Raw genomic sequence first — 26,679 nt, forward strand, 5'->3', positions numbered from 1 at the left:
GGTCAGGCGCTCCGTCGCGCAGGCAGGACGAGCGCCTCTTTGATGGCGCTGATCATATGGTCGATATGACCGGCCTCCAGGCCCGGATAGACCCCGATCCAAAAGGTGCGGTCGACGACAATATCGGCATTGTCGAGCGCGCCCGCGATGCGGAAATTCTGGCCGATCATATAGGGCTGGCGCACGAGATTGCCGCCAAACAGCAGCCGCGTGCCGATCCTTTGCGCGTTCAAATGCTGCACCAGCCCGTCGCGCGACACCGGCGCAGTCTCGCGCAGCGTGATCGGAAAGCCGAACCAGGAGGGCTCGGTTCCAGCGGTGGCTTCCGGCAGGATCAAGACGTCGTTGAGCGCGCGCAAACCGTCTGTCAGGCGGTCGAAATTGCGGCGTCGGGCGTCGATGAAATCGTCGAGGCGATCGAGCTGCGCGAGACCCACGGCCGCCTGCATATCGGTGATCTTCAGATTGAAGCCGAGATGCGAATAGACATATTTGTGGTCGTAGCCCCTTGGGAGATCGCCGAGCTTCCAGCCATAGCGCTTGTTGCACGTGGCGTCCTTGCCGGGCGCGCAATAGCAGTCGCGGCCCCAGTCGCGAAAACTCTCCATGATTTTCGCCAGCAGCGGATTGTCGGTGAAGACGGCCCCGCCCTCGCCCATGGTGATGTGGTGGGCGGGATAAAAGCTCAGCGTGCCGATGTCGCCGAAGGTCCCGACATGTTTGCCGTCGACCGTCGCCCCGAGCGCGTCGCAGCAATCCTCAATCAGCCACAGACCATGCTTATCGCACAGGGTTTTGATGGCCTTGACGTCGAATGGGTTTCCCAGCGTGTGCGCGACCATCACCGCCTTGGTTTTGGGTCCGATGGCGGCTTCGAGCGCGGCGACGTCGATGTTGTAGGTGGGAATGTCGACATCGACGAAAACCGGAACGGCGCCCCACAAAATCGCGGGATTGACCGTGGTGGGAAAGCCGGTGGCGCAGGTGATGACTTCATCGCCGGGCTTGATCTGGCGCTCCTTCAAACGCGGCGAGGTCAGCGCCGAAAAGGCGACGAGATTGGCGGAAGACCCGGAATTGACGGTGAGCGCGGAGCGGACCCCGATGCGGGCGGCGAGTTTGTTCTCAAAATCCGCGTTGAAGCGCCCGGTGGTCAACCAAAAGTCCAGCGCGGAATCGACCAATGTCTGCATTTCGCGCGCGCCATAGACGCGGCCAGACACTGGGACGCTTGCGCCGGGCGCAAAAGCCGGCTGGCGATGGGCGAGCTCGTGATAGCGCCCGACCAGCTCAAGAATTTGCGCGCGCAAACCTTCGGCTTCAGGCGATTCGTTGGGCTTCATGGTCGTCCCGCGCATTGGAGAAGGGGGAGGTCAGGCGCACGCGCTGACCGAGATAGGCGTCGATCTGCCCAAAAGTGTGCGCGCGCATGTCGGCGCCGTCGGCGTGGGCGCGATACCAGCGCGCCGTCCATTCCACCGTCTCGTCAAAACTCAGCAGCGGCTTCCAACCGAGTTTTTCCCGGGCCTTGCTGGCGTCGAGCCGCAACAGGCCGGCCTCGTGCGGATGCGCGGCGCGATCCGGCAGCCAGCGCGCCTCCGGTCCCCAGGCGGCCATGAAGCGGGTGAGCAAGGCTTCCACATCCTGTTCGCTTTCGGCGCCCGGTCCGAAATTCCAGCCGTCGGCAAAGCCTGCGCCCTGCAGCGCCGCCTTTTGCGCGAGCATGAGATAGCCGGACAGGGGTTCCAGCACATGCTGCCAGGGCCGCACCGATTTGGGCGCGCGCACCTCGACCGGACGTCCCGCGCGAAAGGCGCGCACGGCGTCGGGCAGGATGCGGTCGGGCGCAAAATCCCCTCCCCCGATCACATTTCCGGCGCGCGCCGTCGCGACGGTCGCCCCCTGTTCAAAGAAGGAGGCGCGATAGGAGGCGGTGACCAGTTCGGCGCAGGCCTTGCTGTTGGAATAGGGATCGCGTCCGCCAAGCGCATCGGTCTCGCGATAGCCCCAGATCCAGTCGCGATTGTCGTAGCACTTGTCGGTGGTGACGTTCACCAGCGCCTTCAGATTCTTGCAGGCGCGCGCGGCTTCGAGCACATGCACGCAGCCCATGACATTGGTCTGGAAGGTCGCGACCGGATCGGCATAGCCCTGCTTCACCAGCGGCTGCGCGGCCATGTGGATGACGATGTCCGGATCGGCGGCGACCATGGCGCGGCGCAAATTTTCGAAATCGTTGATGTCGCCGCGCAAATCCTCGAGCGTGGCGCCGACCGACAGCAGGTCGAACAGGGATGGATTGGTCGGCGGCGCCAGGGCGTAACCCGTGGTCTCCGCATTCAGCCGCGCCAGCATCAGCGACAGCCACGCGCCCTTGAACCCCGTATGTCCCGTGACAAAAACGCGCCGACGGCGCCAGAAGCTGGAATCGATCACCACACTCTCCATGGCGCGGCGCCGCTCGCCCAATGGTCTTCGAGAAAAATCTTGTCGCGCAGCGTGTCCATCGGCGACCAGAAACCGGGATGGACGAAGGCCTGCAGCTGCCCTTGCGCCGTCAGCCGGTTCATCGGCTCGCGCTCCCATACGGTGTCGTCGCCCTCGATCAGGTCGCAGACTTTCGGCGACAGCATGAAGAAGCCGCCGCTGATCCAGCCGCCCTCGTCATCCGGCTTTTCGGTGAAGGCGGTGACGCGCTCGCCATCGAGGAGCAGGGTGCCAAAACGCTTGGCGGGCCGCACCGCTGTCACGGTCGCAAGCTTGCCATGCGCGCGATGAAAGGCGAGTTGCGCGGTGAGGTCGACATTGCCGACGCCGTCGCCATAGGTGAGCGCAAACACCTCATCGTCAGCGACATAATCGCGAATGCGCTTGATGCGCCCGCCGGTCATGGTCTGCTCGCCGGTGTCGATCAGCGTGACCCGCCAAGGCTCCGCCATCTCCCGATGCACTTCCATTCTGTTGGCGCGCATGTCGAAGGTGACGTCGGACATATGCAGAAAATAGTTCGAGAAGAACTCTTTGATGTAATAGCCCTTGTATCCCAGGCAGATCACGAATTCATTGAACCCGTGCGCCGAGTAGATTTTCATGATGTGCCAGAGGATGGGGCGTCCGCCGATTTCGACCATCGGCTTTGGACGAATCGCCGTCTCCTCGGCGAGCCTCGTGCCCATCCCGCCGGTCAGGATCACCACTTTCATTGAATCATACTCGCGGCCAGCAAGGGCTGTTGTGCCCGAATCAGCATGACTGACGCGGCGTAAAGGATCGGTTAAGCCTGTCAGGCGCTTGCGCCAGCGAACGCGCGTAAGCGTTCCTTAAGCCGGGCCTGCGAGAACGTTGAGCGTTTGGGAGGCCGCGTGACGCAACTGACCGCAACCGGGACCGCTGGCGTCCGATCCGCTGGGGCGAGCTTTGCCTGGCTCGCCTTCCTGCTGGCGCTCGCCGCTTATTTCGGCCTGGGCGCGGATCGGATCGTCGAGGTCTGGCGGACCGGCGCCTATCACGACACCGACGACGCCATGCGCATGGTTCAGGTGCGCGATCTGCTCGCGGGCCAGGCCTGGTACGATATGACCGCCTGGCGCCTCGACCCGCCCAATGGCATGTTCTCGCACTGGTCGCGCGTCGTCGACGCGCCGCTCGCCGCGCTCATCCTGCTGTTTCGCACGTTTCTCGATGGCGCGCAGGCGGAACGCGCGGCGCGCATCGTCTTTCCCGCGCTGATGACGCTGGGGCTGTTCGGCGCGGGGTTTTACGCCGCGCGTATTTTCGCCGGCCGCTCGATGCGGCTGTTCGGCCTCGCCGCCATGCTGTTCTGCGGCGTGCTGTTCTGGCAGTTTCCCGCGGGACGGGTCGATCACCACGCGCCGCAGATCGTTGCGCTGCTGGCGGCGGTGGCGGCGATGGCGGCCTGTTTCGGCAGGGCTGACGCGCGCGGGCCGGCGGCCGTGTCGGGCGCGATGACCGCGCTGAGCCTGTCCATCGGCCTGGAAAATCTGCCTTTCCTCGCGCTGGTCGCCGCGGCGCCGGCCATTCTGTTCGTCATGCGCGGCGCGGAGGCGCGCCAAACCCTTGTTGGCTTCGCGCTCGGCCTCGCCGGCGCGCTCATTCCGCTTTATCTGGCGACGGTCGGCCCGCAGCGCTGGCTTATGCCGGCCTGCGACGCGCTTTCGGGGCCTTATCTGTTCGCCTGTCTCGGCGGCTGCATCGCTTATCTTGGCGTCGCCTGGTTCGGCGGCGCCGCGCTTTGGCGGCGTTTGGCGCTGGTGGCGCTCGCCGGGCTTTTGGCGGCGGCGCCGCTCAGCCTGATGCCGCGCGCCTGCCTGAGCGATCCCTATTACGGCATGGACGCGCTGGTGCGCAGCTATTGGCTGGTCCCAAACCCTGAAGTGATTTCGATCCTGCGGCAGGCGCAAGTCGACGGGCATCTGGCGCTGATGCTGTTCGTCCCCACGCTGGTCGGCCTGTTGGCGGCCCTGTTCGGCGCCGCAACGACGGCCGGCGCGGCGCGCGCCCGCTGGAGTTTTTTGGCGACCCAAGTCGCGCTCGGCCTCGCCCTGGGCTCCCTGCATGTGCGGGTGTTTGCAACCGTCATGCCGCTCGCCGCGATTGGCCTGCTGGCGCCGGTCGCGTGGATTCGCCAAAAGCTCGAAGCCGCCGTCTCCGAGCAGACGCGCCCCCTGATCGGCGGCCTCTCCGGCCTTGTCGCCCTATTCGCCCTCTCCTCCATGGGGCTGATGGTCGAGCTGCCGGAAGGCGCCTTCGCCGCGGCGCCCAAACCCGACCGCTGCATGAAGTCGGAAACCTACGCGGCCCTGCGCGACCTGCCGCCCGGCGTCGCGGCGTCGATGATCTCGCCCGGCGCCTATCTGCTGGCGGAGACGAAGCTGAGCGCATTGGCTGGCCCCTACCATCGCAACAGCCACGGCAACCGCGCCGCCCTGGACATTCTGTTCGCCAAGCCCGACGCGGCCGAGACTTTTGCCCGCGCGGCGGGGGTGCGCTACGTCATTCTGTGCTGGGACCGTCCGGATGCGGCGGCCTCATGGACGCAATGGGGTCCCGGCGGCCTGGCGGAGCAGATCATCGAAGGCGCAATTCCCCGTTGGCTGCGTCCGATCCCCGTCGAAAACACGCCCGCCCGCGTGTTCGAGATTGTGAAGCCGGGACAGGCGGCGAACTGAGCGGCCGAAGAGCCGAGTTAAAGGGGCCGACGCGCCATTTAGATATTCAAGGGCTCGGCGCGAAATCGATCCGCGCCGCGACGCCCAGCCCCGCGATGCGCGTCCATTCGAAGCGGCCGCGGTGCACCACGGCGATGCGGTCGACGATTCTGAGCCCCAAGCCCTGCCGGCCCGGTTTTCCGCCGGCGCCGTCCGCCGGGCGGACGTTTCGCGCGCGGTCGCCGTCGTCGTGGACGCAAAAGGCCGCGCCCGGCCCCACGTCCACGCGGATCGCCGCGCCCTCGGGCGTATGGCGCACGGCGTTCTCGACCAGATTGCGCAAAGCGTTCTCGATCAAGGCGGGATGGCCGGCGAAGGGCGAGGCGTCGCGCACGTCAAGCGCGATACTCTTGCCGGAGGCGTAGACGAAGGGGGCGAGATCGCCGATCACCCGTTCCGCCAGCGCCGCCGGGTCGATCTGTTCCATGGAGGCGAGCGGCGCGCCTTCGACGCGGGCGAGACTGGTCAATTGTTCGACGAGATGGTTGAGCGCCTCGAGATCCCCTTCGACTTTTCGTGCGCGCGGATCAGCGATTTTTTCCAGCTCCAGCCGCGCCACCGCGAGCGGCGTGCGCACTTCATGCGAAATCGCCGATGTCAGCAGCCGCTGCGACGACATCAGCTCGCCGATCCGGTCGAAGGCCGTGTTGACCGCGTCGGCGAAGCCGGCGATTTCGCGCGGCATGCCCTCCGTGGGCAGCCGCGCGGCCTGCGCCCCGGGATCGAGCGCCGCGACCTGGCGCGCCGCCCTTTGCACCGGACGCAGCATTTGCATCACCGAAAGCACGGTCGCGCCGAGCACGAAGACCAGCATCAGGCCCATGGGCGGCAGCACGTGGTGGATGACCTCGCGCGCGAACACCTGCGGGATCACGCCCGCACGATCCTCGACCACCGCGATTTCGATCATCACGGGCTCCGGCGCCTCGGCGACGACGCGCCCGCCCGCGACCTGCAAGGGCTTGCCGGGCTGAACCTGCCGCATCCAGAACACCAGCGGCCTGAACGCGAGCGGCGGGAACAGCGCCTCGCAGGCGTCGCTGCAATTGGAGAACAGCTGCGCGCCCGCCGCCGTCCTCACCCGGACGAAATAGCCGCTGTCCGCCGCGCCATAACGCGCAACGAGATCCGGGGGCAGGCTGAAGGCCGCGCGGTCCTCGTGTGCGGAAAGCCCCTGCGCCAGCGCCTCGGTCTCGACCTCGATGGCCAAACGCTCGGTCGCCTGGTCGTCGAACCAATATTCGACGAAAATGCCGGCGGTCTGCGCCAGCATGGCGAGCGCCGCGAACACGGCGATGCGCCGCACCACGAGAGCGATGAGCGAAGGCGGCGTGCGGATCACAGTTTTTCTTGCGCGCATGACAGGGGACCATCCGCGATCTTCTTCAGGGAGGGCGCCAGCAGACTGCGCCGCGCCAGGCCGCGCAATCCAATTGCGCCTCACTGGAATATTTCTAAAGAATACGAAGTTTGCCCCGGGCTCGCCGCATTCGGCGTACAACAGTCGGAAAATTGCGGGACGCGGACATGAGCAAAGACATTTCATTGCAGACGATGAAGCCGGGCGAATCCGCGCGCATCCTTGGGTTCGTCAAGGGCGAGCGCGAATACCGCCAGCGCCTGCTGGCGATGGGCCTGACCCCGGGAACCGTGTTCTCCGTGACCCGCGTCGCGCCGCTCGGCGATCCCCTGGAGATCTCGGTGCGCAATTTCACCCTCACTCTGCGCCGGCGCGAAGCCGCGATCCTCCTGGCGGAAAGACTTTAGACCATGGCCCATGTCGTCGCCGTCGTCGGCAATCCCAATTGCGGCAAGACCACCCTGTTCAACGCGCTCACCGGCTCGACCCAGCAGGTGGGCAACTGGCCGGGCGTCACCGTCGAAAAGAAGGTGGGCGCCTATGCGCTCGGCGATGAGCGCTTCGACCTCGTCGACCTCCCCGGCATCTACATGATCGGCGGCCTGTCGAAAGGCTCCGAGGACGAGCGCGTCGCCCGCGACTACATCCTCTCCGGCGAGGCGCGCGTCGCGGTGAACATCCTCGACGCCTCCAATCTGGAGCGCAATCTCTATCTGACCACGCAATTGCTGGAGATGCGCGTTCCCGTCGTGGTCGCCGTCAATATGGTGGACCTCGCGGAAAAAAGCGGCATCCGCATCGACGTGAAGGCGCTGTCCGAGGCGCTCGACTGCCCGGTGGTCGCCCTTGTCGCCAGCCGACGCCGCGGCGTGTCCGAGCTGAAACAGGCCATCGCCGCCGCCTGCAGGAACCCGAGAATTCCGTCGGTTCAACCGACGCACGCCCCCGCCGTCGAGGCGGCGCGCGCCGCTTTGGTCCCCGCGGTCGCGCAGGCCGCCGCCCGCCGCCAGGTCGATCCCGGCTGGGTGGCGCTCAAACTGCTCGAAGGCGACGGTTTTGCAGAAGAGCTGGCCGGTCCGGGCCTGCGGGGCGACATAGAGCGGCATGGACAGGCGATCGAAACCGCCTGCGGCGAGGAGGCCGACATCATCATCGCCGACGGCCGCTATCGCTTCATCGGCGCGGTGATCGCCGCCTGCTTCCACCAGCCCCGCAAGATTTCGCTGAAACTGACGCGGCGCATCGACAAGGTGGTGCTGAACCGGTTTCTCGGCGTGCCGGTGTTCCTGTTCGCCATGTATCTGATGTTCGTGTTCACCATAAAGGTGGGCGGCGCCTTCATCGACTTCTTCGGCCTGACCGCAGAGGCTTTGTTCGTCGACGGCGTCGGCGAGACGCTCAAGGCCGTCCACGCCCCGGAATGGCTGACCGTGCTGCTCGCCACCGGCGTCGGCGGCGGCGTCAAGACGGTCGCGACCTTCATCCCGATCATCGGATCGCTGTTCCTGTTCCTGTCCTTCCTCGAGGACTCCGGCTATATGGCGCGCGCGGCCTTTGTGATGGACCGCGCCATGCGCGCCATCGGCCTGCCCGGCAAGTCCTTCGTGCCGCTCATCGTCGGCTTCGGCTGCAACGTCCCGGCGATCATGGCGACGCGGACGCTGGAAAACCGCCGCGACCGCGTGCTGACCATCATGATGGCGCCGTTCATGTCCTGCGGCGCCCGTCTGCCGGTCTACGCCCTGTTCGCCGCCGCCTTCTTCACCGACAACGGCCAGAATGTCGTGTTCGCCCTCTATATTCTCGGCATCGCCTTCGCCGTGGCGACTGGCCTGCTGCTGAAAGCCACGCTGTTGCAGGGCGCGACCTCGCCCTTCGTGATGGAGCTGCCGCCCTACCATCTGCCGACCGCACAGACCTTGCTGCTGCAGGCCTGGCGGCGGTTGCGCGAATTCGTGTTCCGCGCCGGCCAGGTGATCGTTCCCATCGTCGCTGTGCTCAGCTTCTTCAACGCCATGGGAACGGACGGCTCGTTCGGCAAGGAGAACACCCGCGATTCCGTGCTTGCGGCGGCGAGCCAGAGCATCACCCCGGTGTTCCGCCCGCTCGGCGTGACCGAGGAGAACTGGCCCGCCGCGGTCGGCCTGCTCACCGGCGTGTTCGCCAAGGAGGCCGTGGTCGGGACGCTGAATTCGCTTTACGCCGATATGGGCGCGGCCGACGCGGCGACCAAGGCGAAAACCGAAGGCGACGCGGCGGCTTCGGCCGAGACCGGCGGCGTCGTCGCCAAGCTCGGCGAGGCCTTCGCCACCGTGCCGGCCAAATTGGCCGAAATCGCGCCTTCGCTCGGCGATCCGCTGGGGCTGAACGTTTCCTATACCGGCGACGCCGCTCAGGCGGCGACCGAGCTCAAGGTGCAGAACGGGGTGTTCGGCGCGATGACCAGCCGGTTCGACGGCGTCGCCGGGGCTTTCGCCTATATGCTGTTCATCCTGCTCTACTCGCCCTGCGTGGCTTCGCTCGGCGCGATCCGCCACGAAGCCGGCATGGGCTGGACGGCTTTCGCCGTGCTCTGGAACACGCTGCTGGGGTACACGTCGGCGGTCGCATTCTACCAGGCCGCCACTTTCTCCCGCGATCCCGAAATGGCCTCGGCCTGGCTGCTCGCCTGCGCGACGCTGACGCTGGGCGCCATCGGGGCGATGATTGCGGCGGGGCGCTGGCGGGCGCGCGCGCTGGCGACCGCGCCGGCGGAGTGAAGCCATGGCCATGACCCTGATGGAGGCCAAGGCCTATCTGGTGGCGCGCCGGCGCGCCACCCTCGTCGACATCGCAACGCATTTTGATTCGTCTCCCGACGCGGCGCGCCAGCTCATGCGGCATTGGCTCGACAAGGGCCGGGTGAAGCTCCTGGAATGCCGGCAATGCGACGCCGGCTGCCATTGCGGCCGGGGTCCCGACGAAATCTACGAATGGGTGAGCTGAGACGCCGCCGGTTTGCTTCTGTCGCTCCGTCAAGCTAAAACCCCGCCTGCATTGGGGAGTAGGCGCCGCCTCCTGGCGGAGCGTCATCAACATGATGAGCTGCGGCGACATGATCAGCTGCGGCTCTGGTGACGCGGGTGGACACACTCTGGCGAGACCAATGCTCCACGGCCACGCGCCAGGAGGGGTCGCCATGTTGCAAACGCTTATTCTCGCCTTCAGCCTGTCCACCGACGCTTTCGCCGCCTCCGTGGCGAAAGGGGCGCGCTTCCCCAATATGGGCGCGGGCCGAATCGCCGCCATCGCCTTCAGCTTCGGACTGCTGGAGGCCTGCGCGCCGCTGGTCGGCTATCTGCTCGGCATCCAATTCGCGGGGACGATCGAGGCGTTCGACCACTGGATCGCCTTCGGCATCCTCGGCTTCCTAGGCGGCCGGATGATCTGGAAAAGCTTTGAGGAAGGCGCCGAAGAGGTCGACAGCGCCCTGCCGACCGTCGCCGCGGTGTTCGCGACCGCGCTTGGCACCAGCGTCGACGCCACCGCGGTCGGCGTCAGCCTGGCGCTGTTCAGCGACAATATTCCGCTGACGCTGCTCACCATCGGCGCTGTGACCTTGATGATGACCTTGATCGGCCTGCGCCTCGGCGGCGTGATCGGCGAACGCACCGGCAAATGGGCCGAGCGGATCGGCGGCGTCGGCCTGTTCGCCATCGGCGCGAAAATCCTGGTCTCCCATCTGGCCTGACCCGGCCAGTTCGCATCCGTCACCGTTATTTTTCAGGCGCGAACTCGAGTGCGCGCCCGCGATGACGTGCGTCGCACACAATCGCCAACCCCATGTCTTAATTTAGAAAAATTCTAAGAAGCGCAGATTGCTTTGCTGCATGGCGGCAAGCTTGGCAATCTGGCAGCATCGGAACCGCGGCCTCGCCGCCTCTCGGAAACCTTGATCATGACATCTGCGCTTCGCGCGGCGACCCGCCGCGCGGAAACGAACAAGCCTGTCCAAAATCCTTCGGGGGACAGGCATGGATGAACTGAACGGCCGGATGATGGCCTTCCAGATTCTGCTCACCGGCCTGATCGCGCGCTCCGCCAATGACGCGCGCGATCCGCTCGGCTTTCTCAGCGACTTTCGCGACGAAATGCGCGCCGTCATCCGCGGCGTGCGCATCGACGGCCTGCCCGATGGCGGTCCGGTCCGCGACCACGCGCTGCGCGCCGCCGACGAAATGTTTTCGCTGATGAAGGCGCCAGCGAACGATCAATGAAGGGAAGCACCACGTGACTGAAGCGACCAATCTCTCCATCCGGCGGCCTCTGTCGCTGCGCGGCGTCGGCGCCGCGCCCGGCGCGACATTCGCCGCCGCCTGCCTCGCCGGCGTCACCGCCTCCGACAGGGTGGAGGCGCAGGACTCCGCCCTTCCCGCGCTGACCGTAGACGCGCCGACCCAGCGCCATCGCGCCGCGCCGCCCAAGCCGACGCCGGCGCAACAGCGCGCCCGCGCCAGCCTGCGCCAGATGGCGCGCGCCCGCGCCGCGCAGCCGGCGGCGCGCCAGCCCAGCGAGCCCGCGCGCGCCCCAACGGCCGCCGCCGCCAATGTCCCGGCCGACGCCGATCCCTATGCCGAGCCCGGCGCGCCCTACAAGGTCAACCGCGTCTCCAGTTCGTTCAAATTCCCCGAAACCATCGCCAATACGGCGCGGACCATCACGGTCCTGTCGAAGGAAGTTTTGGACGACAAGGGAACCACCTCGCTGCGCGACGTCGCCCGCACCACCGCCGGCGTGACGCTGGGCACGGGCGAAGGCGGCAACGCCTTCGGCGATCGGTTTTTCGTGCGCGGCTTCGATGTGCGCAACGATATTTTCATCGACGGCGTGCGCGATCCCGGCGTTAGCATCCGCGAAAACTTTTTTACCGAACAGGTCGAGATCATGCGCGGCCCCGGCTCCGCCTATGCCGGGCGCGGCACCGCCGGCGGCGCCATCAACATCGTGCCGAAACAAGCGACCGATCGCGACTTCCAGACGATCGAAGGCATGGCCGGCACCGACCGCACGCGCCGCGTCACCTTCGACGTCAACCAGACGATCACGCCGACCCTGTCGGTGCGCGCCGGCGGCCTGCTGCAAGGCGCGAGCGTCGCCGGCCGCGACGTGACCACCGACTACCGCGAAGGCGCCTTCCTCGCGGTGAAATGGACGCCGCTCGACTCCTTCACCCTGCGGGCCAATTACATCTACACCAATCTGCACGGCATCCCCGATTTCGGCGTGCCCTATTACCGCGTCTCGAACGCCGTCTGGGGCTCGCCGGTCACAGAAATCGGCGTCAACCGCGACACATTCTACGGTTTCGCCAATCGCGACTTCCAGCAGGCGCAGCAAAACATCGGCACGCTCAACGGCGAATATCGCGTCAACGACATCGTCACCCTCAGCAACAAGCTGCGCGTCCAGGAATCCTTGCTCGCCTACGTCGGCACGCTGGCGCAGCGCGTCACCGCCAATGGCCCCCTCGCCAATTGGACCGTGAGCACCAATCCGCAAAGCCGCCACCAGATCACCGACGTGATCGCCGACCAGGCCGAGGCCAGACTGACTTTTGCGACCGGCGCGGTGAATCATATCGCGGTGGCGGGCGCCGAATTCTCGCATGAATCCGTCAAGGTGCAGAATTATACCAACCTCGTCTCCGAGGCGTTCGGCGGCGGCTCGACCAGCTCCAGCATCACGCAAAATCTGGCCGATCCGCAATACACCTATCTTTCCTTTCCCACGCCGGCGCTCAATCCGGCGTCAACCGGAATCAATGTCGCGACGCAGAGCGCCTATCTGCTCGACACCGCCAATTACAATGATGTGCTCTTCGTCAATGGCGGCGTCCGCATGGACAATTACGCCATTTCCTCGGCCAATGCGCAGGGACGCAATGAGGTGGACGCGCTGATGTTCAACTCGAACGCCGGCGTGCTGGTGAAGCCGCTGCCGACGCTCAGCCTTTACGGCGCCTACGCCACCTCCTCGAACCCCTATGGCGCGGAACTCGACTCCACCAGCTATGCCTATGGCGGCCTGTCGCCGACGACCAATCAGGTGTTCGGCCCCGAGCGCAATCTCGGCTACGAAATCGGCGCCAAATGGGAGCTGTTCGATAGAAAACTGCTCGCCACCGCCGCGCTGTTCCGCACCGAAAAGACCAACGCCCGCGATGTCGGCGCCACCACGACCGCCGGCGCCGCCTATGAGATCGAAGGCATTGACCTCGGCGCCGGCGGCAACATTACTGAGGATTGGAGCGTGTTTTCCGGCCTGGTGCTGATGCGCTCGAAGGTGACGGAATCGCACACCGCGCCGGCCAACACCACAATGTACAAGACCAATGTCGGCCTGCCCCTCGCCAATATCGCGCATCAGAGCTTCAATATCCTGACCAAATACAAGATCGACCCGACCTGGGAGGTCGGCGGACAGGCGACCTATATGTCACAGATCTTCGGCGGCACGCTGGCGGCCAATGCCGGAACGGTGCTGCCCGCCCACTGGCGCTTCGACGCTTTCGTTGAGGCCAATCTCACCAAGCAGCTCACGCTGAAAGCCTCGGTGAACAACATCTTCAACCAGCTCTACTACGACGCCTTCTACCGCAGCCTGTCGCCCTTCACCATGGTTGCGCCGGGGCGCGCCGCCTATCTCACCGTGACGGCGAAGTTCTGACATGCTGATCTGCATCCCCGAAGTCCTCACCAAAGCGGAGGTCGCGGATTTCCGCGCCCTCATGGACGCCGCGGCCTGGGAGGACGGCAAGAAAACCGCCGGCGCCCAATCGGCTGTTGTCAAGAACAACGAGCAATTGCCGGTCGACGGCGAGTTGGCGCGGGCGCTCGGCGCCCGCATCATCCAGAAGATCACGGCGAACCCCTTGTTCGTTTCCGCCGCCGTGCCGCTGCACATTTTCCCGCCGCTGTTCAACCGCTACGGCCCCGGCGCGCATTTCGGCCTGCACGTCGACAATTCCATTCGCGGCGATGCGGCCACCGGCCTGCGCATCCGCACCGATTTGTCGGCCACTCTGTTCCTGTCGGAGCCCGAGGATTACGACGGCGGCGAACTGACGGTGGAGACCGCCTATGGCGCGCAGGAGGTGAAACTGCCGGCGGGCCATATGGTGCTCTATCCCGCCTATAGCCTGCATCTGGTGGCGCCGGTCACGCGCGGCGCGCGCGTGTCCTCGTTCTTCTGGATTCAGAGCATGATCCACGACCCGCAGGCCCGCGCGCTGATCTTCGACCTCGACCAGGCCATCCAGGGCGTCACCACGAAACTCGGCGTCGACGCCGACGAGACCGTGCGCCTCAGCCATGTCTATCACAATCTCATCCGCGCCCACGCGGAAGTCTAGGAAAGCCGGCCATGCATGATCTCTCGCCCTGGTCGATGTTTCTCAACGCCGACCTTTTCGTGAAAGCGGTGATGACCACTTTGGCGCTCGCCTCGGTCGCCACCTGGACGGTGTTCCTGGCGAAACTTTATGAGCTGTTTCGCGCGCGAAAAAACCTGGAGGGGGCGCTGGTTCGGATCGCCGGCGCGCGCAGCCTCGCCGACGCGCGCGGCGAACTCGGCGAGGGTCCGGGCGTGGTCGCCGCGCTGTTGCAGGCGGCGGCGCGCGAATGGGCCTTGTCCGGCGAAGCCGCCAAAAACCTCGAGGCGCGCGCCGCCTCGCATTTCCAGGAAATCGCCAAGGATGAAGCGGCGCGGGCGCGGCGCGGCACGGCGGTGCTGGCGACGGTGGGCGCGATCGCTCCCTTCGTCGGCCTGCTCGGCACGGTCTGGGGCATCATGAACAGTTTCATCGGCATTTCCAAAGCGCAGACCACCAATCTCGCCGTGGTCGCGCCCGGCATTGCCGAAGCGTTGCTCGCCACCGCGATCGGCCTGGTCGCCGCCATTCCGGCCGTCGTGTTCTACAATGCCGTGTCGCGCGCGGCGAAAACCTATCTGGAAAGCGTGCAGCGCGCCTCAGGCGTCGCCGCGCGTCTGCTGTCGCGCGATCTCGACCGGGCGCATCATGGCGCGGGCGCAAATCTCCGGCTGGCGGGAGAGTGACATGGCCGCCGCCCTGCCCAATTCCGAAGACGAGGATTTCGCCGAGACGCATGACATCAATGTCACGCCGTTCATCGACGTCATCCTGGTGCTGCTGATCATCTTCATGGTGGCGGCGCCGCTCTCGACCGTGGATCTGCCCATCGACCTGCCCAGCGCCAACGCCGCGCCGCAGAAAAAGCCGGACAAGCCGGTCTATGTCAGCCTGAAAAGCGATCTGGAGCTGTTTGTCGGGGAAACGCCGGTCAAGCGCGCCGACCTCGCGCGCCGGCTGGGCGAAGAGCCCGAAGCGAAGGAGCGCCGCATCTTTTTGCGCGCGGACAAGACGGCGCCTTACGGCGAGCTGATGGCGGTGCTCGATCTGATCAAGGGCGCGGGCTTTTCGAAGATCGCGCTGGTGGCCCTGGAAGGCGCGCCGGCGGCGACGGGAGGACAGAAGTGACCGAACTCGCGCTGAACTGGAGCGAGACGCCGGCGCCGCGCCGCCTCTCCGCGACCTGGCTGATCGCCGGCGGCGTCGCGCTCGCCCTGCACGGCGGCGCGGCCGCTGTCGCGCTGATGGACCGGGACACCGAGCTTGACGACGCGGTCGGCGCCGCCGCCATCGAAATCGGCCTCGACTATGAGGCGCCGCGCAACGAGCCCTCCTTCCTGCCGCCGGGCCAGGAGGCGCAGGAGTCGCGCGCGGCGCTCGAAACGCCCGACCAGAAGATCAAGACGGACAGCGCCCTGCCCGAGGCGCAAATGACGCAAGCCGAGGAGGCCGAGCAGCAGGCGGCGCCCAAGCCGCTGGAAAAGCCGGACGAAAAGACGGAAGAAGCGAAGCAGAACACGGTGGCGACCCAGGCCGCGGTCGAGGCCGAAGCCGCCGCCGCGCCCTCCTCCGAAGCCGCGAAGCCATCGAACCGCTCGCGCGCGCCGGTTCTGGGCGTCGGCGAAACCGCGCGCCGCACGGTCTTGACCTGGCAAAAGCAGCTGGTCGCCCATCTCGACCGCGCCAAGCGCTATCCGGCGGAGGGCGGCGGGCGCGGCGCCACGGTGAAGGTGCGCTTTCGCATCGACCGCATGGGCCGGCTGCAAATGGCGGAATCCGCGGCGACGCGCCAGGACCCGGCCTTCGAGGCGGCGGCGCTCGCCATGCTGAAGCGCGCCGACCCGGTTCCGCCGCCGCCGCCGGACCTCGCCGACGCCGGCCTGACGTTTTCGCTGCCCGTGGTGTTCCGGGCGCAACCGAAGCGTTAGCTCTATGGTTGCCCGGAAATCCCCGGCAAGATCGCCCGTGGCGAACCTCAGTGTGACGGCAAAGGGCGCTGCCCTCAACTTCACGGCAAAATCCGAGACGCGAACACCCATCAAGCGGGGGGAAAAGTTCCCCCGTGGCCGCCCCCTCTGCAGTCAAAAGCGATCTCGCAGTGTGGGGCGAACCTCTATCCTGAGGGGCTGCAGTGGATTTTCGGCGAGCTGTCGCACTGCGGAACGAATCTCGGGCGAGCGTTCAATTAGCTCGAACGCATGAGCGTCCTCCAGCGCAACTTCCCGACGTAGTTCCTCGGTCGCCACTCGGAGGTTTTTGGCGTTTTCTGCACGAGAAATATCTAGCTGCCTCGCCTCAGCTGCGAGTTTGTCTGCTTCATACTCCGCTTTTCGGGCGTTGGCCCTCGCTAAGCGCACAGAGGCAGGTATATGCATCAGCTTGTCTAAGGACTGCACCAGCGCCCAGATACCAGCCAAAGCGCCCGCACTTGTCGCCACTGGTCCAGCTTGGTTTATCAATTCAATGAGGAGCGGCGACTCGAATCGCATCCGGGTAACCGATAGCTGAACGTCTTCAGGCAATCGGTAGCTGTTTCGATTACGGGATGAGCCACCGACTCCGGCACGAACTGCCTCTCGGTAGCCAACTACGTAAATACGGTTCAGATCCCATAACAGCGATGAGAGATCGAGAACTGAGAGGCTGTGACTTTTTCAATTTTGGTCACCTTCGACCACTGCAAAATCAATGAGTTAGCAGTGTCGAAAACCGAAAATCTTGAATAAAGTCACAAACTCTGAGAAGTCTTGCAGCGACCCGAACTCCAACCCGACCGCATATTGCCGCGCGTGCGCCATAACAGACCGGTCCTCAACCTCCGAAGCAATGCGCAAACCTTAACCTTCGGCATGAGGTGTGACAACGAACTGGCATCACGTCCGGTGTGACAACCTGAGGCTTAGGCAGGAAACGCGAGGAGCGAACTCGGCAAAATCTCGGTTTTTCAGGGTTTTGAGATGGCGCACCCGACAGGATTCGAACCTGTGACCTCTGCCTTCGGAGGGCAGACGTTAGATGTTTCCCAGAGATTGCTGTCTGTTTCTACATTGCTATATATAACTGTTATTAAACGAATTATCATCCTTCGTTTGGTTTCTAATGTTTGCCGGTGTATTCCAATTTTTCCCATCTCATGGTGAGATATTGGTGAGTAAGCGCTTGGAGTCGTCAAAATGCCAAAACTCACCCTGTCGGTCGTCAAAGCGGCGGCGCCTCGTGAAAAGCAATATACGATTTGGTGCAGCGAACTCGCTGGCTTTGGGGTTTACATCCTACCCACAGGAAAGCGCACTTATTTCGTCGATTACCGCAATGCCGACGGCGTGCGTCATAGGATCACGATAGGTCGGCACGGAAAGATAACCACAGAAGAGGCTCGCAAGCTGGCCATAGGCGCCCTCGGCCGGACCGTGCATGGCGAAGACCCTGCACAGGACCGCACCGCCCGCCGAAAAGCGATCACCGTCGATCAGCTGTGTGATGATTATTTAGCGGCAGCGGAAAAAGGCCTCATCCTTGGGAAGAAAGAACGCCCAAAGAAGCCGTCGACGCTCGCCACTGACCGTGGGCGGATTGAGCGTCACATAAGGCCACTGCTAGGCCGGAAACTCGTCAAAGATGTCGTCCCTGCCGATATCGTTAGGTTTATATCAGACGTTTCACTCGGAAAAACCGCTGTGGTTGAAAAGACCAACAAGTTGCGGGGAAAAGCGGTCGTGGAAGGCGGTCGCGGCACCGCAACGCGGACCGTGGGGTTGCTGGGCGGAATTATGTCGTACGCCGTCGAGAACGGCGTCATCAGCCACAATCCGGTGACCGGCGTAAAGCGGCCGGCTTACAAGGAACGTGATCGCCGACTTTCTCCCGAGGAGTTTCAAAAGCTCGGCGCGGCCCTGCGCGCGGCGAAGAAAGAAGGCGAAATCTGGCAAGCCGTCCTCGGCGTTCAATTGCTCGCCCTCACAGGCGCCCGCTTTGAAGATATCGAGACCTTGAAATGGGCGGAGGTTGACGAAGGCGAGAATTGCTTCCGCCTCGACGACAGTAAAGAGGGGGCATCAGTGCGACCGATCGGCGAGCCAGTGTTCAGCTTGCTCGGAACAATTGATCGAAGCAAGGATGCCATCTTCGTACTTCCCGCAGCCCGCAAGAAGGATGGCCACTACGGCGGACTGGATGGTGCTGTGGAAAGAATTATGCAACGAGCCGGTTTCTCGGACGTCACCGCTCACACTTTACGACACTCCTACGCCTCAGTAGCAGGCGATTTGGGTTACGCAGAAGCCACGATTGCTGCGATGGTGGGTCATGCAAAAGGCTCAGTAACCAGCAAATATATTCATCACCTCGATTCCGTGCTCGTCGCCGCTGCCGATAACGTCGCGAAAACAATCGCTGGCTATATGAGCGGGGAGTTAGCGACTGAGAAATCGCTTCGTCGTCGCCACGGCCGGGCACACGAAGCCCATCAACCGAAATCGAGTTAAGCAGATGTTTGACATCAAGGAAAATCAACCGCTGATCCTTGAACGCAAGCCTGATTGGGTCGAGCTTCGCCGCGCGCCGTTTTTATTTCGTGCTATGAAATTGCATTACCCACATGGGTTTGGCGAGGCTGGGCCTTTGGCCGACTTTGAAAAACGCCTTTACCAATCCGGCGCCTCCTTCGCTGAAATTGACCCCGACGAGGGGTTATTCGTGATCGACGCGTGGGAGTGTGAACCGCAAGACTCAGATTATGTGCTCGACCTCATGGTCGATTGCGGGGATCTGGACGCCGCCGCCGGAGCACGGTTGCGTAAGGAAATGCCGTCCATCTGGCATGAGATGTACTGTGAGTTCCTGAATGCGCTACAAAGCGGACAGGCGCGGCTTTTCGCCCGTACCGGCTCAGTCGCCAACACTGCCTTCGTCGAAATCCCGCCGGATGACACCAGAGGATTGATGGTGACGAGTTGGGATGACGGTAGAGCGTCGACAGCAGATGGCGAGGCCCTCCGGTCGGTTTATGTAGCAGGTCCAAAAAGCGGGCGAATTTCAGCCCCGCCGCGTCTTTCGAAAAGCTCCGACATCGAACGGGAACTAGTTAGCCGTCGAGCATCTGAGGCTGGAAAGAAGAGTGGAGAAAGACGGAGAGCGAACCGCCTTTGGGTCAAAATCGTAGAGGAATTTGCTCGAGAGATTCGAGAGAAGCAACCTTCTCTCTCACAATCCAAACTGGCAGAAGAGATTGCGGTTTTTTGGAAGTCAGAAGAAATAAAATGCCCAGGCCATGACACGCTTGTTAATCATATCGCATGGATGGAAAAGACAGGGCAGCTGCCAAAAGCCACGCGCTGACCACAACGCTATGCGTGTCAATCGGCTCCCAATTTTGACCCCGGATCGGCGTCCAACATTGTGATCTCTTTGTACAGCGCCGTAGCGGGAGCGCTGGCCGAGACGTTGGCGCGCCGGAAGAGCGAGGTGCGCGCTATCAACACTGTGGCCGCGCGCCCCGTAGGTAAGCGCCGCAGCGAAAGCCCAGGGGGAGGCCAAGCTGTTTTCCCGCAAAGCGCAAAAGGCCAGTTTCACCAGATCGGCGCGCGTCGATTGAACGGCACCGCACGCTTGAGTATGAGGTTTTCCGGACCGCAGTTAAGTGCGCCTAAGTGCGCCAAGACATCGTTCATCATATGTTCGATGACACCATGCTCTTGACGTCTGGCAAATCTGCGTTACGTTTCCACGGTAGAACGGAGGTCGTGATGCATCGCGATATTCCTTGGACTTAAGCACAAGTTCGATAATATGGCCCCCAACTAGCGTTGGGGGCCACCTTGCTTTCAGACCTTTTTTTTAACGTCGTTGGAGTGCCGTTTGACAAATTGCAAACACAACAAGCAGCTGTTATATCGTCTTTAGTGGTAATAATAGGCTGGTACATTGCAAGACTCAGCCAGATTAAAAGCGATCGCGTCAAGAACACAATGGCTTTCGTTGACTTTCTTCGTTCAGAAGAAGTTGCGAACTACCGTAAGGCCATTTCTAAAAAAGTAAACACAAGAGGCGCATTTTCGCTTTTTGATAGCGAAACGAGACAACCGCTCATGAGAATACTCGAGATAATTGAGTATACGTGCGCATCTATTTCAACTGGTCTGATTTCAGAAAGCTACATATATAGCGTTCAAAAAACCCTCATACATTCATTGTTTATATCTTCATCAAAAATGACTCACAACATGAGAGTTTTTCGTGGATCCAATACAATCTATGAGAACATTGAGGCTTTTTACATCAGAACGGTATTCTACAGGCATAATTTTGCTATTGCAATAATAGACGCTATTTTTGGCCGTCCTCTTTATGGGCTGTCATTGACGTTGTTTAGGTTTGAGTACAAATTTTTATCAAAATTGTATAACCTCAACGATAATTATTTACTCGAGGATTGGAATAGGATTAAGAAATATTATAATGAGTGGAATAATTTTGTAAGATTTGTATTATTTTTGCTATGTGTTGTTTTTATTTTTTATGGATATAGATGATTTCATTTTCTGAGATTAATTGCGGTCAGCACCTCCTCTGAGGTGTAAGTAGAAGCTTTGCGCTGACTGCATCGCCCGATGCGGTACTTTTCCCATATGAGCAGCCACTTAACGGAAAGGTTCGGCTGCTCGTCGAACCCCTAAAACCGCGCCATCTTGCGCGAACTGCCTCCTTGCGGAGATGCTTGCGCGTTGCGGGATGATTGATCTTTCAAAATCAGCGAAAGCCTCTGTAATTGAATAACGCAAGCGCTCCTGGGGGGGCGGTCACAACGGTCACCAACTGATCTATAACGAGCTGGTTCAGGTGGTCGCATGAACCAGTTCGCTCAATCGTAATACTCTCACGTTTCCTTCAGTGTTCCTGCGGTTGGCGAGGTTTTCTCGTCACTTAACCAAGGGAAATTTTATGAACAACCTTAAATACCTCCGCCGCAAGCAGGCGGGCGAATACCTCAAAAGCAAATATGGATTCGGCGCTGCCAAGACGCTCGCCAAGCTCGCCGTTGTCGGCGGCGGCCCCGAAATTTGCTATGCAGGATCGCGCACTCCGCTCTATCGCCTGGACGCACTGGACGCTTGGGCCAGCGGACGCATCAGCGGCCCGGTCCGCAACACCTCCGAACGCGACGCAGCGCCGGAGGCGTCCGAATAATGGAGCAAGAGAAACAGAACCCGGCCGCATTTGCCGATGCTGGCCGGGCTCCGATGCTGATCTGCTTGGCGGCGATCGCTTCGGAGGATACTTCGGACTCCCTCATTTCGCAACACTTGCGTCGCCGTTTCGGGCTCTCGGCCGAATTGGCCGAAATCGTCCGTCACCTCGCGGGCCTCGGTCCGAAGGAGGCGTCCAAATGAGCGAAGCGCCCAAAATCGATAAAGTTGTGGCGTTGCACTTGGCGGGCGATGCCATCGCGGACGCCGCCCGCATGATCGCGGTTAATGGCTTGATGGCGGAAAGCGCCGCCCGTCGCGGCGACGGCGAAGAGGCGTTCGCGCGTCTCCGTGTCGTTTCCGATGCGCTTGAGGAAGCACGCGATATCGTGCGTCTGGCCGGGAGGATTGCCAAATGAGCATTCCTCCCGTTGATTACGCTGACTGGTCTCCAGATCAGCGCAATGCGTGGTGGGCCGAAGAAAGCCGCACCAATCAGCACGATTCCAGCGACGCCCCTAAAGCGTCGCGGTGGACTTCGGAGCCTTTACCGCTTGGGGTGCCTCAAATCAAAGCGAGGCCTTATCCGATTTCGACGCTCGGCGAGGTGATGGCGAGCGCGGCGGAGAGCATCGCCAGAAAGTTTCAGTGCCCACCGGAGATGGCAGCGCAATCCGTGCTCGCCGTAGGCTCACTTGCGGCGCAGCGGCTCGCGGACGTGCGTCTGCCCTATGGGCAGACGCGCCCTTTGAGCCTGTTTTTTGTGACGATCGCGGCTTCGGGCGACCGCAAGACGACCGTCGATATCGCAGCCCTGGCGCCGGCCCGGGAGCATGAGGAGTTGCTGAAAAAAGATTACACGGCCGCCTTTAAGGCCTGGAAAATCTCCAATGCCGCGTGGACTGCGCAGCATAAGAAAATCGAGAATGACAAGGTGCTCGACAAGGAGCAACGCATGGAAGAGCTTGCGGCGCTCGGTGACGCTCCGGTTGAACCCATCAAGCCCTTGCTGACGGCGCCAGAGCCCACGGTGGAAGCTCTGGCCAAGCATTGGCCCGTTTTGCCCGGAGGGCTGGGGTTGTTCAGCGCCGAGGGTGGCCAAATGACAGGCGGCCACGGATTCAGTGTGGATCAACGCTTGAAAACAGCTGCGGCGCTTTCGCAGCTTTGGGATGGTGGCGGCATGCGTCGTTTCCGCGCGGGCGACCCTCTGAGCGACCTGCGGGGCCGACGCCTTGCCATGCACATGATGGTGCAACCGGAGGCGGCAGCGACCTTCCTCTCCGAACCGATCCTGCGCGACCAAGGCTTACTTTCGCGTCTTTGCATTGCGGCGCCGGAGAGTCTCGCTGGGACCCGATTGTGGAAAGAGTCGACGGAGGAAATCGAGGCCGCAATCCACCGTTATTCCGCTGTAGTACTCGACCTGCTGGGAAGGCCGGCGCCGGCTGAAAATGAGGCCGGCAACGAACTGACTCCTCGCGTGCTCGAACTTGACGGCGCGGCCAAGGAGGTCTGGATCGCGTTCCATGATCGCATCGAAAAAGCCATGGGGAAAGAATGCCCCCTCGAGACTTTGACTGACGTGGCAAGCAAAGCGGCGGAAAATGCGGCGCGCATTGCCGGTGTGTTGACGGTCGTCGAAAACCCGGAGGCTCAGGCCATCGAATCGAAAGCGATGGCGGCGGCCTGCGAATTGATGCTCTGGTATCTGCTCGAATCTTTGCGTCTTGCGGGCGCTTATCGTCAGACGCCAGGCTTGCGCAACGCCCAAAAACTTCTCGAATGGATTCAGACAAAGCGCAAAAAGAACGTGACGCGCTCTGAAGTCATGCAATACGGCCCGGCATGCATTCGCCAGAAAGCGGAAGCCGACGCTGCGCTTCTGGTCCTGGAGGAACACGGCTGGCTCGTTCGCGATGGTGACCGCAAAGGGTCGAAGTGGCGTGTAGTAGATGCGGCGCCGTGAGCGGCGCCGCATCTTTTGAGTAACATTTTCCGGGAGGTTCGCAAAGTGAACCTCCTCATTTGCTAATTCTGCTAAACTGCTAAACACATCCGTCGAATTTAGCAGTTTAGCGTCATTAGCAGCCTAGGCACTCCGTAACGGCCTTCTCAAATATCATACCCGTGGGAGGCGAAAAGCGCGGCCATTCTGTCGCCCTCCCAAGAACCGCGCCGCGTCAAGATCATACTGGCATCGTTGGCCAACATCTGAAGAAGGGACTCTACCGTCAAGGCGCCGTGGCTCGTGAGACCATCGGAGGCCTTGTCGATCTCGGTGCAATGGTCTGCGAGCTGAGCAAGCGTTTTAGCTACCTCGACGGAAATCTCGATTGTAATGTTTTTCATTTCGTCTCCTTTCTGATCAATCTTGATTAAGTGTCGCAGACCGCGACCACAGTTGAAAGTCCTTGGGTTTATTTTTCGTTTTGAAAATCGATCGTGCAAGATGCTTGAAAACCTTCAAACGCATTTCCCTGCCAAATAATTGGCGGCTTGGGACGCCTTGGAAGCGGCGGCGAAAATTGCCTTCTTGTCGGCCTTCATGATCCGGAGCCAATCGCTAAGGTATTGCGCGTGGTCGGCGCGCGGCTCGTCCGTCACGCCGAGGTCGGCGCATAGAAAGGCCGCTCCAAGCTCGGCAACCAACTCTTCCATCGCGTAGGCCTCATCACCAAAGCGCCTACCCAGCTCGCGATTGCAGCGGGTAGGTGCGCTCGTCCAGTGGGTCAGTTCGTGCAACAGCGTCGAATAGTAGGACTCGGCGGGGCTACTGGTCGCGGTGCCATTGAAAGCTTCGCGCGGCGGTAACTGGATGCTGTCGGTCGATCGGCGATAAAAGGCGCGCTCGCCGCCGTGGCTGATCGTCGCGCCGGTGCTGGCGATAAAGCTTTCTGCATGGTCGATCGGCGTCATGATCGAGGCGGGAGTTTTGATCGTGGGCGTGGTGAAGCCGTCGACCTGCTCGGCGGCAAAGACCGGCGTGGCGCGCGCAAAAAGACGGGTTTCGGGCTCGTCATTGTTGTCGTCGGCTTCGACCGTGAATTCCTTGTAAAAAACTATGAATGCGGCTTTTTCGCCCTTCCGGACCTGGGCGCCGGCTTCGGCCCATTGGCGATAGGTGCCCCACAAACCAGAGCTATAGGCGTGCTCGTCAGCGGTCGCCCAAAGGGAAAGGATGTTCACGCCGCAATAGGCTTTTTTCGACGCGACATTGACGGGTCGGCAAATGTTGCCGGTCGATCGATGCCAAGGCAGCTGAAATTCTCCCGCGCCGCTTTCGATGGCGGCAATCAGCTTGTTTGTAATGTGCTGGTGGATATCAAAGCGTTGTCCCGGCATGGTTTCGGCCTTTGCGTCGGAGCAGGGTTGCAGCAGCTGCTGCAACCCTGCCCGTCGGCGAGACCGGGGATCGGAGGGGGCAAGCCAAATCGATGCGGGTGGAGCGGGCGCACAAGCGAAGCGCGGAGCCACGGCCGTGTCGATTTTGCTTGTGGGGAGAGAGGGGCGGCGCCCCTCGGCTTCCCCTTGACGGCGGCAAACAGGCCGCTCGTGATGAAATGCGCGGCGCCAAATGCGCCGTGCCAACGCCGGCAACCTCGGCGCTATGCGCCTATGCCTCGCCGCGCGCCACGGCTCGGGCTGAAGGCAGATGCCGATAAAGCGTCGACGCCGAAACGCCGATCCGTCGAGCCGCCTCATCGACAGTCAAGTCGGTTCCGGCCAGAAGGGCCTTGGCGGCGTTGATGTCTTTTTCCGTCATTTTCAAAGGCCGGCCGCTCAACCGGCCCTGTGCGCGCGCCGACGCCAAGCCCGCTTGTGTGCGCTCTCGTATAAGACCACGCTCAAATTCCGCCAGCGCGCCGAAAATCTGAAAAATAAGGCGCCCGGTTGGCGTCGTCGTGTCGATCGATTCCGTCAACGAGCGGAATCCGACTTGGCGCTGATCCAAAAGTTCGATCGTCTCGATGAGCTGCTTGAGCGATCTCGCAAGGCGGTCGAGCTTCCAAACAACAAGGGTGTCACCGGGCCGAAGGTATTCGAGCGCGGCCTTGAGCTGAGGTCGATCGCGTTGGGCGCCGGAAGCCGCTTCCTCGAAAACTCGGTCGCAAGGAATCTTGGCCAGCGCATCGATCTGCAAAGCTGTCGTTTGATCGCGAGTAGAAACCCGCGCATAGCCGATGATCGACATTTATCCCTCTCAAAAGCCAAGCAATAATGCCACTTATGCGAGTGTAATTTCAAGGGACGGTTTTGAGAGGAGTGGATTGCTGTGCTTGAGCATCAGCCAGATATTTCGGCACCTCTCTCATAAACCGACGTTTATGAGAGAGGCAGTTTGGAAGAAATGGATGTGCTTTACAAACGGAATTCCGACTTCAATTATGTTGATGCCACCGAACACATGAGGAGCGGCAATGGCTGAATTGTATGATCGTTACAAAAATGTGGTGCGCCGCGGGGAAGGACTGATTTTGAGGTCCGGAGCTGCGTTTCCAGCCGGAGCCATCTCCGAAGAGTGGAAAAAGCAGGATACGGTTGATGAAACGAAGCTGAGCAACGACGATAAAGCTGATATCGCCAAACAGGGCTATAGATATTTTAAGATGAAGGTCGAATTCTCGATTAATGAGAACGCCAAACCTCCCAGGCGGTAATGTCCAAGAACCGAAAACCCGCCTAACCGGCGGGTTTTCCGACGCGACCAATTTCTCGCGGGAACAGCCTCGAACACAGTCGCGTGGTCACTTCGCGGAGATGTGGTCGTCTTCCGCGGTCCATCCATCGCATATTGGCGCACGCCACCGACACAGGCGGCGCTGCCCCGCAGCTCGCCGTCCTCGGCGATTTTCGCGGCGGCGGCCTTGCCCATTTTGGTCAGGTTCATCGCCAAAACGACGCGCTGCCGGATCGCTTCTTGATCTTCGGCGCTCAGGTTCGGATACCGCTCGCGCACGATGGCTCCATGCGAACCTTTGTCGGTTCTAGGCGGAAATCAACACAAAGAAGGTATTAAGTTCGCGCGTCAGTGTCGCGACGTCTTTTGTCGTGCACTCCCAGATTACAAGAACGCGAAACCCCAAGTGATTAAGGGCTTCGACATTTGCAGCGTCGCGTTCCTTGTTCCTTTGGAGCTTGGGCTGCCAATAAGCCGTGTTGGTCTTTGGCTTTGACGCAAGCCGGCAGCCGGCGTGCGAATGCCAGAAGCATCCGTGGACAAAGATGGCCCACGCCTTCCTTTTATTGGCGAGATCAGGTTTTCCAGGCAAATCATTGTTATTGATCCTGAATCTTATTCCAAGTCTGTGCACAAGCTTGCGGACCTTCATCTCGGGTGCCGTGTTCGACGACTTAATGCGCGCCATGATCTGCGACCGCGTCAGCGGTTCGCGCACCTTTCGTTTTTTGATCTTAGCTTGGCGCGCCGACATAGGCGTTTTTCAATGCCTCTTTTTCCTGAATGATGACGGGCGGCGGCTTAGTTAGCCTACCGTC

Annotated in this window: 27 protein-coding genes; 18 read left to right on the forward strand and 9 right to left on the reverse strand. The window is 61.9% G+C overall.

Annotated elements, in window-relative coordinates; translation table 11 throughout:
* Positions 1-2: 2 nt before the first annotated feature.
* From rfbH to rfbF, 3 genes are read right to left on the reverse strand one after another with little or no spacing between them, the layout of a single operon-like run.
* Complete coding sequence (gene rfbH, locus M2320_RS07635; RefSeq protein WP_264596758.1) at positions 3-1,343, reverse strand: lipopolysaccharide biosynthesis protein RfbH; 1,341 nt, start codon at positions 1,341-1,343, stop codon at positions 3-5.
* Positions 1,321-2,436: a CDP-glucose 4,6-dehydratase gene (gene rfbG / locus M2320_RS07640; protein ID WP_264596759.1), complete on the reverse strand. Its 1,116-nt coding sequence runs from the start codon at positions 2,434-2,436 to the stop codon at positions 1,321-1,323. The genes rfbH and rfbG overlap by 23 nt, the downstream gene beginning before the upstream one ends.
* Positions 2,433-3,203 carry a glucose-1-phosphate cytidylyltransferase gene (gene rfbF / locus M2320_RS07645; protein ID WP_264596760.1) on the reverse strand — a complete coding sequence of 257 codons (771 nt, stop codon included), beginning with the start codon at positions 3,201-3,203 and terminating at the stop codon, positions 2,433-2,435. Before rfbF ends, rfbG begins: the two co-directional genes overlap by 4 nt.
* 159 nt (positions 3,204-3,362) lie before the next feature.
* On the opposite strand from rfbF, the gene M2320_RS07650 reads away from it, so the two are divergent.
* Positions 3,363-5,189 (forward strand): hypothetical protein, encoded by a 1,827-nt coding sequence (locus M2320_RS07650; RefSeq protein ID WP_264596761.1) that lies wholly within the window; start codon positions 3,363-3,365, stop codon positions 5,187-5,189.
* A gap of 46 nt (positions 5,190-5,235) precedes the next feature.
* Here the strand turns inward: M2320_RS07650 and M2320_RS07655 are convergent, their stop codons facing one another.
* A complete protein-coding gene (locus M2320_RS07655) occupies positions 5,236-6,588 on the reverse strand; it encodes an ATP-binding protein (RefSeq protein WP_264596762.1) in 1,353 nt (450 codons plus the stop codon).
* A 167-nt stretch (positions 6,589-6,755) separates the two neighbouring features.
* Here M2320_RS07655 and M2320_RS07660 point away from each other — a divergent pair, with 167 nt between their 5' ends.
* The 17 genes from M2320_RS07660 to M2320_RS07740 all read left to right on the forward strand — a co-directional run bounded on the left by M2320_RS07660 (position 6,756) and on the right by M2320_RS07740 (position 23,149).
* The gene (locus M2320_RS07660) at positions 6,756-6,995 is read left to right on the forward strand and encodes a FeoA family protein (protein WP_184425467.1); all 240 of its coding nucleotides are present in this window, start codon (positions 6,756-6,758) and stop codon (positions 6,993-6,995) included.
* A 3-nt stretch (positions 6,996-6,998) separates the two neighbouring features.
* Positions 6,999-9,347 (forward strand): Fe(2+) transporter permease subunit FeoB, encoded by a 2,349-nt coding sequence (gene feoB, locus M2320_RS07665; RefSeq protein WP_264596763.1) that lies wholly within the window; start codon positions 6,999-7,001, stop codon positions 9,345-9,347.
* A 4-nt stretch (positions 9,348-9,351) separates the two neighbouring features.
* Entirely contained in the window at positions 9,352-9,573 is a 222-nt protein-coding gene (locus M2320_RS07670) for a FeoC-like transcriptional regulator (RefSeq protein ID WP_264596764.1), read from the forward strand.
* Positions 9,574-9,766: 193 nt separating this feature from the next.
* The gene (locus M2320_RS07675) at positions 9,767-10,318 is read left to right on the forward strand and encodes a manganese efflux pump MntP family protein (protein ID WP_184425461.1); all 552 of its coding nucleotides are present in this window, start codon (positions 9,767-9,769) and stop codon (positions 10,316-10,318) included.
* A 283-nt stretch (positions 10,319-10,601) separates the two neighbouring features.
* Positions 10,602-10,844, forward strand: a complete 243-nt coding sequence (locus M2320_RS07680; protein ID WP_184425459.1) for a hypothetical protein — start codon at positions 10,602-10,604, stop codon at positions 10,842-10,844.
* Between the two features lie 13 nt (positions 10,845-10,857).
* Positions 10,858-13,293, forward strand: coding sequence for a TonB-dependent receptor (locus M2320_RS07685; protein WP_264596765.1), 2,436 nt, complete (start codon positions 10,858-10,860; stop codon positions 13,291-13,293).
* A gap of 1 nt (position 13,294) precedes the next feature.
* On the forward strand, positions 13,295-13,978 hold the full coding sequence (locus M2320_RS07690; protein ID WP_264596766.1) for a Fe2+-dependent dioxygenase: 684 nt from the start codon (positions 13,295-13,297) through the stop codon (positions 13,976-13,978).
* A gap of 11 nt (positions 13,979-13,989) precedes the next feature.
* On the forward strand, positions 13,990-14,682 hold the full coding sequence (gene exbB / locus M2320_RS07695) for a tonB-system energizer ExbB (protein ID WP_425540665.1): 693 nt from the start codon (positions 13,990-13,992) through the stop codon (positions 14,680-14,682).
* 1 nt (position 14,683) lies between these two features.
* Positions 14,684-15,124 carry a TonB system transport protein ExbD gene (gene exbD, locus M2320_RS07700; RefSeq protein ID WP_264596767.1) on the forward strand — a complete coding sequence of 147 codons (441 nt, stop codon included), beginning with the start codon at positions 14,684-14,686 and terminating at the stop codon, positions 15,122-15,124.
* Positions 15,121-15,924 (forward strand): TonB family protein, encoded by an 804-nt coding sequence (locus M2320_RS07705; RefSeq protein ID WP_264596768.1) that lies wholly within the window; start codon positions 15,121-15,123, stop codon positions 15,922-15,924. The genes exbD and M2320_RS07705 overlap by 4 nt, the downstream gene beginning before the upstream one ends.
* A gap of 1,245 nt (positions 15,925-17,169) precedes the next feature.
* The gene (locus tag M2320_RS07710) at positions 17,170-18,480 is read left to right on the forward strand and encodes a tyrosine-type recombinase/integrase (protein WP_264596769.1); all 1,311 of its coding nucleotides are present in this window, start codon (positions 17,170-17,172) and stop codon (positions 18,478-18,480) included.
* 4 nt (positions 18,481-18,484) lie between these two features.
* Positions 18,485-19,333 (forward strand): hypothetical protein, encoded by an 849-nt coding sequence (locus tag M2320_RS07715; RefSeq protein ID WP_264596770.1) that lies wholly within the window; start codon positions 18,485-18,487, stop codon positions 19,331-19,333.
* 479 nt (positions 19,334-19,812) lie between these two features.
* Positions 19,813-20,526 (forward strand): DUF4760 domain-containing protein, encoded by a 714-nt coding sequence (locus M2320_RS07720; RefSeq protein ID WP_264596771.1) that lies wholly within the window; start codon positions 19,813-19,815, stop codon positions 20,524-20,526.
* Between the two features lie 409 nt (positions 20,527-20,935).
* The gene (locus M2320_RS07725) at positions 20,936-21,181 is read left to right on the forward strand and encodes a hypothetical protein (RefSeq protein ID WP_264596772.1); all 246 of its coding nucleotides are present in this window, start codon (positions 20,936-20,938) and stop codon (positions 21,179-21,181) included.
* Positions 21,181-21,384: a hypothetical protein gene (locus M2320_RS07730; RefSeq protein WP_264596773.1), complete on the forward strand. Its 204-nt coding sequence runs from the start codon at positions 21,181-21,183 to the stop codon at positions 21,382-21,384. Before M2320_RS07725 ends, M2320_RS07730 begins: the two co-directional genes overlap by 1 nt.
* Complete coding sequence (locus tag M2320_RS07735) at positions 21,381-21,599, forward strand: hypothetical protein (RefSeq protein ID WP_264596774.1); 219 nt, start codon at positions 21,381-21,383, stop codon at positions 21,597-21,599. Before M2320_RS07730 ends, M2320_RS07735 begins: the two co-directional genes overlap by 4 nt.
* Entirely contained in the window at positions 21,596-23,149 is a 1,554-nt protein-coding gene (locus M2320_RS07740; protein ID WP_264596775.1) for a YfjI family protein, read from the forward strand. Before M2320_RS07735 ends, M2320_RS07740 begins: the two co-directional genes overlap by 4 nt.
* A gap of 146 nt (positions 23,150-23,295) precedes the next feature.
* Here M2320_RS07740 and M2320_RS07745 read toward each other — a convergent pair whose 3' ends face one another.
* From M2320_RS07745 to M2320_RS07765, 5 genes are all read right to left on the reverse strand, one after another.
* Entirely contained in the window at positions 23,296-23,532 is a 237-nt protein-coding gene (locus tag M2320_RS07745) for a hypothetical protein (RefSeq protein ID WP_264596776.1), read from the reverse strand.
* 114 nt (positions 23,533-23,646) lie between these two features.
* On the reverse strand, positions 23,647-24,570 hold the full coding sequence (locus M2320_RS07750; RefSeq protein ID WP_319801420.1) for an ArdC family protein: 924 nt from the start codon (positions 24,568-24,570) through the stop codon (positions 23,647-23,649).
* Positions 24,571-24,796: 226 nt separating this feature from the next.
* Positions 24,797-25,375 carry a recombinase family protein gene (locus tag M2320_RS07755; protein ID WP_264596777.1) on the reverse strand — a complete coding sequence of 193 codons (579 nt, stop codon included), beginning with the start codon at positions 25,373-25,375 and terminating at the stop codon, positions 24,797-24,799.
* Between the two features lie 399 nt (positions 25,376-25,774).
* Positions 25,775-26,140 (reverse strand): hypothetical protein, encoded by a 366-nt coding sequence (locus M2320_RS07760; protein ID WP_264596778.1) that lies wholly within the window; start codon positions 26,138-26,140, stop codon positions 25,775-25,777.
* Between the two features lie 28 nt (positions 26,141-26,168).
* A complete protein-coding gene (locus tag M2320_RS07765; RefSeq protein WP_264596779.1) occupies positions 26,169-26,615 on the reverse strand; it encodes a very short patch repair endonuclease in 447 nt (148 codons plus the stop codon).
* Between the last annotated feature and the right edge of the window lie 64 nt (positions 26,616-26,679).

It is taken from the genome of Rhodoblastus acidophilus, from assembly GCF_025961575.1.
Lineage (GTDB): Bacteria > Pseudomonadota > Alphaproteobacteria > Rhizobiales > Beijerinckiaceae > Rhodoblastus > Rhodoblastus acidophilus_C.

Excerpts from the sequence above, each read along its gene's own strand:
- M2320_RS07655 (WP_264596762.1), bottom strand. The coding sequence starts at position 6,588 with ATGCGCGCAAGAAAAACTGTGATCCGCACGCCGCCTTCGCTCATCGCT.
- M2320_RS07710 (WP_264596769.1), top strand. The coding sequence starts at position 17,170 with ATGCCAAAACTCACCCTGTCGGTCGTCAAAGCGGCGGCGCCTCGTGAA.
- M2320_RS07745 (WP_264596776.1), bottom strand. The coding sequence starts at position 23,532 with ATGAAAAACATTACAATCGAGATTTCCGTCGAGGTAGCTAAAACGCTT.
- M2320_RS07735 (WP_264596774.1), top strand. The coding sequence starts at position 21,381 with ATGAGCGAAGCGCCCAAAATCGATAAAGTTGTGGCGTTGCACTTGGCG.
- rfbH (WP_264596758.1), bottom strand. The coding sequence starts at position 1,343 with ATGAAGCCCAACGAATCGCCTGAAGCCGAAGGTTTGCGCGCGCAAATT.
- exbD (WP_264596767.1), top strand. The coding sequence starts at position 14,684 with ATGGCCGCCGCCCTGCCCAATTCCGAAGACGAGGATTTCGCCGAGACG.
- M2320_RS07680 (WP_184425459.1), top strand. The coding sequence starts at position 10,602 with ATGGATGAACTGAACGGCCGGATGATGGCCTTCCAGATTCTGCTCACC.
- feoB (WP_264596763.1), top strand. The coding sequence starts at position 6,999 with ATGGCCCATGTCGTCGCCGTCGTCGGCAATCCCAATTGCGGCAAGACC.
- M2320_RS07725 (WP_264596772.1), top strand. The coding sequence starts at position 20,936 with ATGAACAACCTTAAATACCTCCGCCGCAAGCAGGCGGGCGAATACCTC.
- M2320_RS07765 (WP_264596779.1), bottom strand. The coding sequence starts at position 26,615 with ATGTCGGCGCGCCAAGCTAAGATCAAAAAACGAAAGGTGCGCGAACCG.
- M2320_RS07670 (WP_264596764.1), top strand. The coding sequence starts at position 9,352 with ATGGCCATGACCCTGATGGAGGCCAAGGCCTATCTGGTGGCGCGCCGG.
- M2320_RS07660 (WP_184425467.1), top strand. The coding sequence starts at position 6,756 with ATGAGCAAAGACATTTCATTGCAGACGATGAAGCCGGGCGAATCCGCG.
- M2320_RS07740 (WP_264596775.1), top strand. The coding sequence starts at position 21,596 with ATGAGCATTCCTCCCGTTGATTACGCTGACTGGTCTCCAGATCAGCGC.
- exbB (WP_425540665.1), top strand. The coding sequence starts at position 13,990 with ATGCATGATCTCTCGCCCTGGTCGATGTTTCTCAACGCCGACCTTTTC.
- M2320_RS07755 (WP_264596777.1), bottom strand. The coding sequence starts at position 25,375 with ATGTCGATCATCGGCTATGCGCGGGTTTCTACTCGCGATCAAACGACA.
- M2320_RS07730 (WP_264596773.1), top strand. The coding sequence starts at position 21,181 with ATGGAGCAAGAGAAACAGAACCCGGCCGCATTTGCCGATGCTGGCCGG.
- M2320_RS07675 (WP_184425461.1), top strand. The coding sequence starts at position 9,767 with ATGTTGCAAACGCTTATTCTCGCCTTCAGCCTGTCCACCGACGCTTTC.
- rfbF (WP_264596760.1), bottom strand. The coding sequence starts at position 3,203 with ATGAAAGTGGTGATCCTGACCGGCGGGATGGGCACGAGGCTCGCCGAG.
- M2320_RS07715 (WP_264596770.1), top strand. The coding sequence starts at position 18,485 with ATGTTTGACATCAAGGAAAATCAACCGCTGATCCTTGAACGCAAGCCT.
- M2320_RS07690 (WP_264596766.1), top strand. The coding sequence starts at position 13,295 with ATGCTGATCTGCATCCCCGAAGTCCTCACCAAAGCGGAGGTCGCGGAT.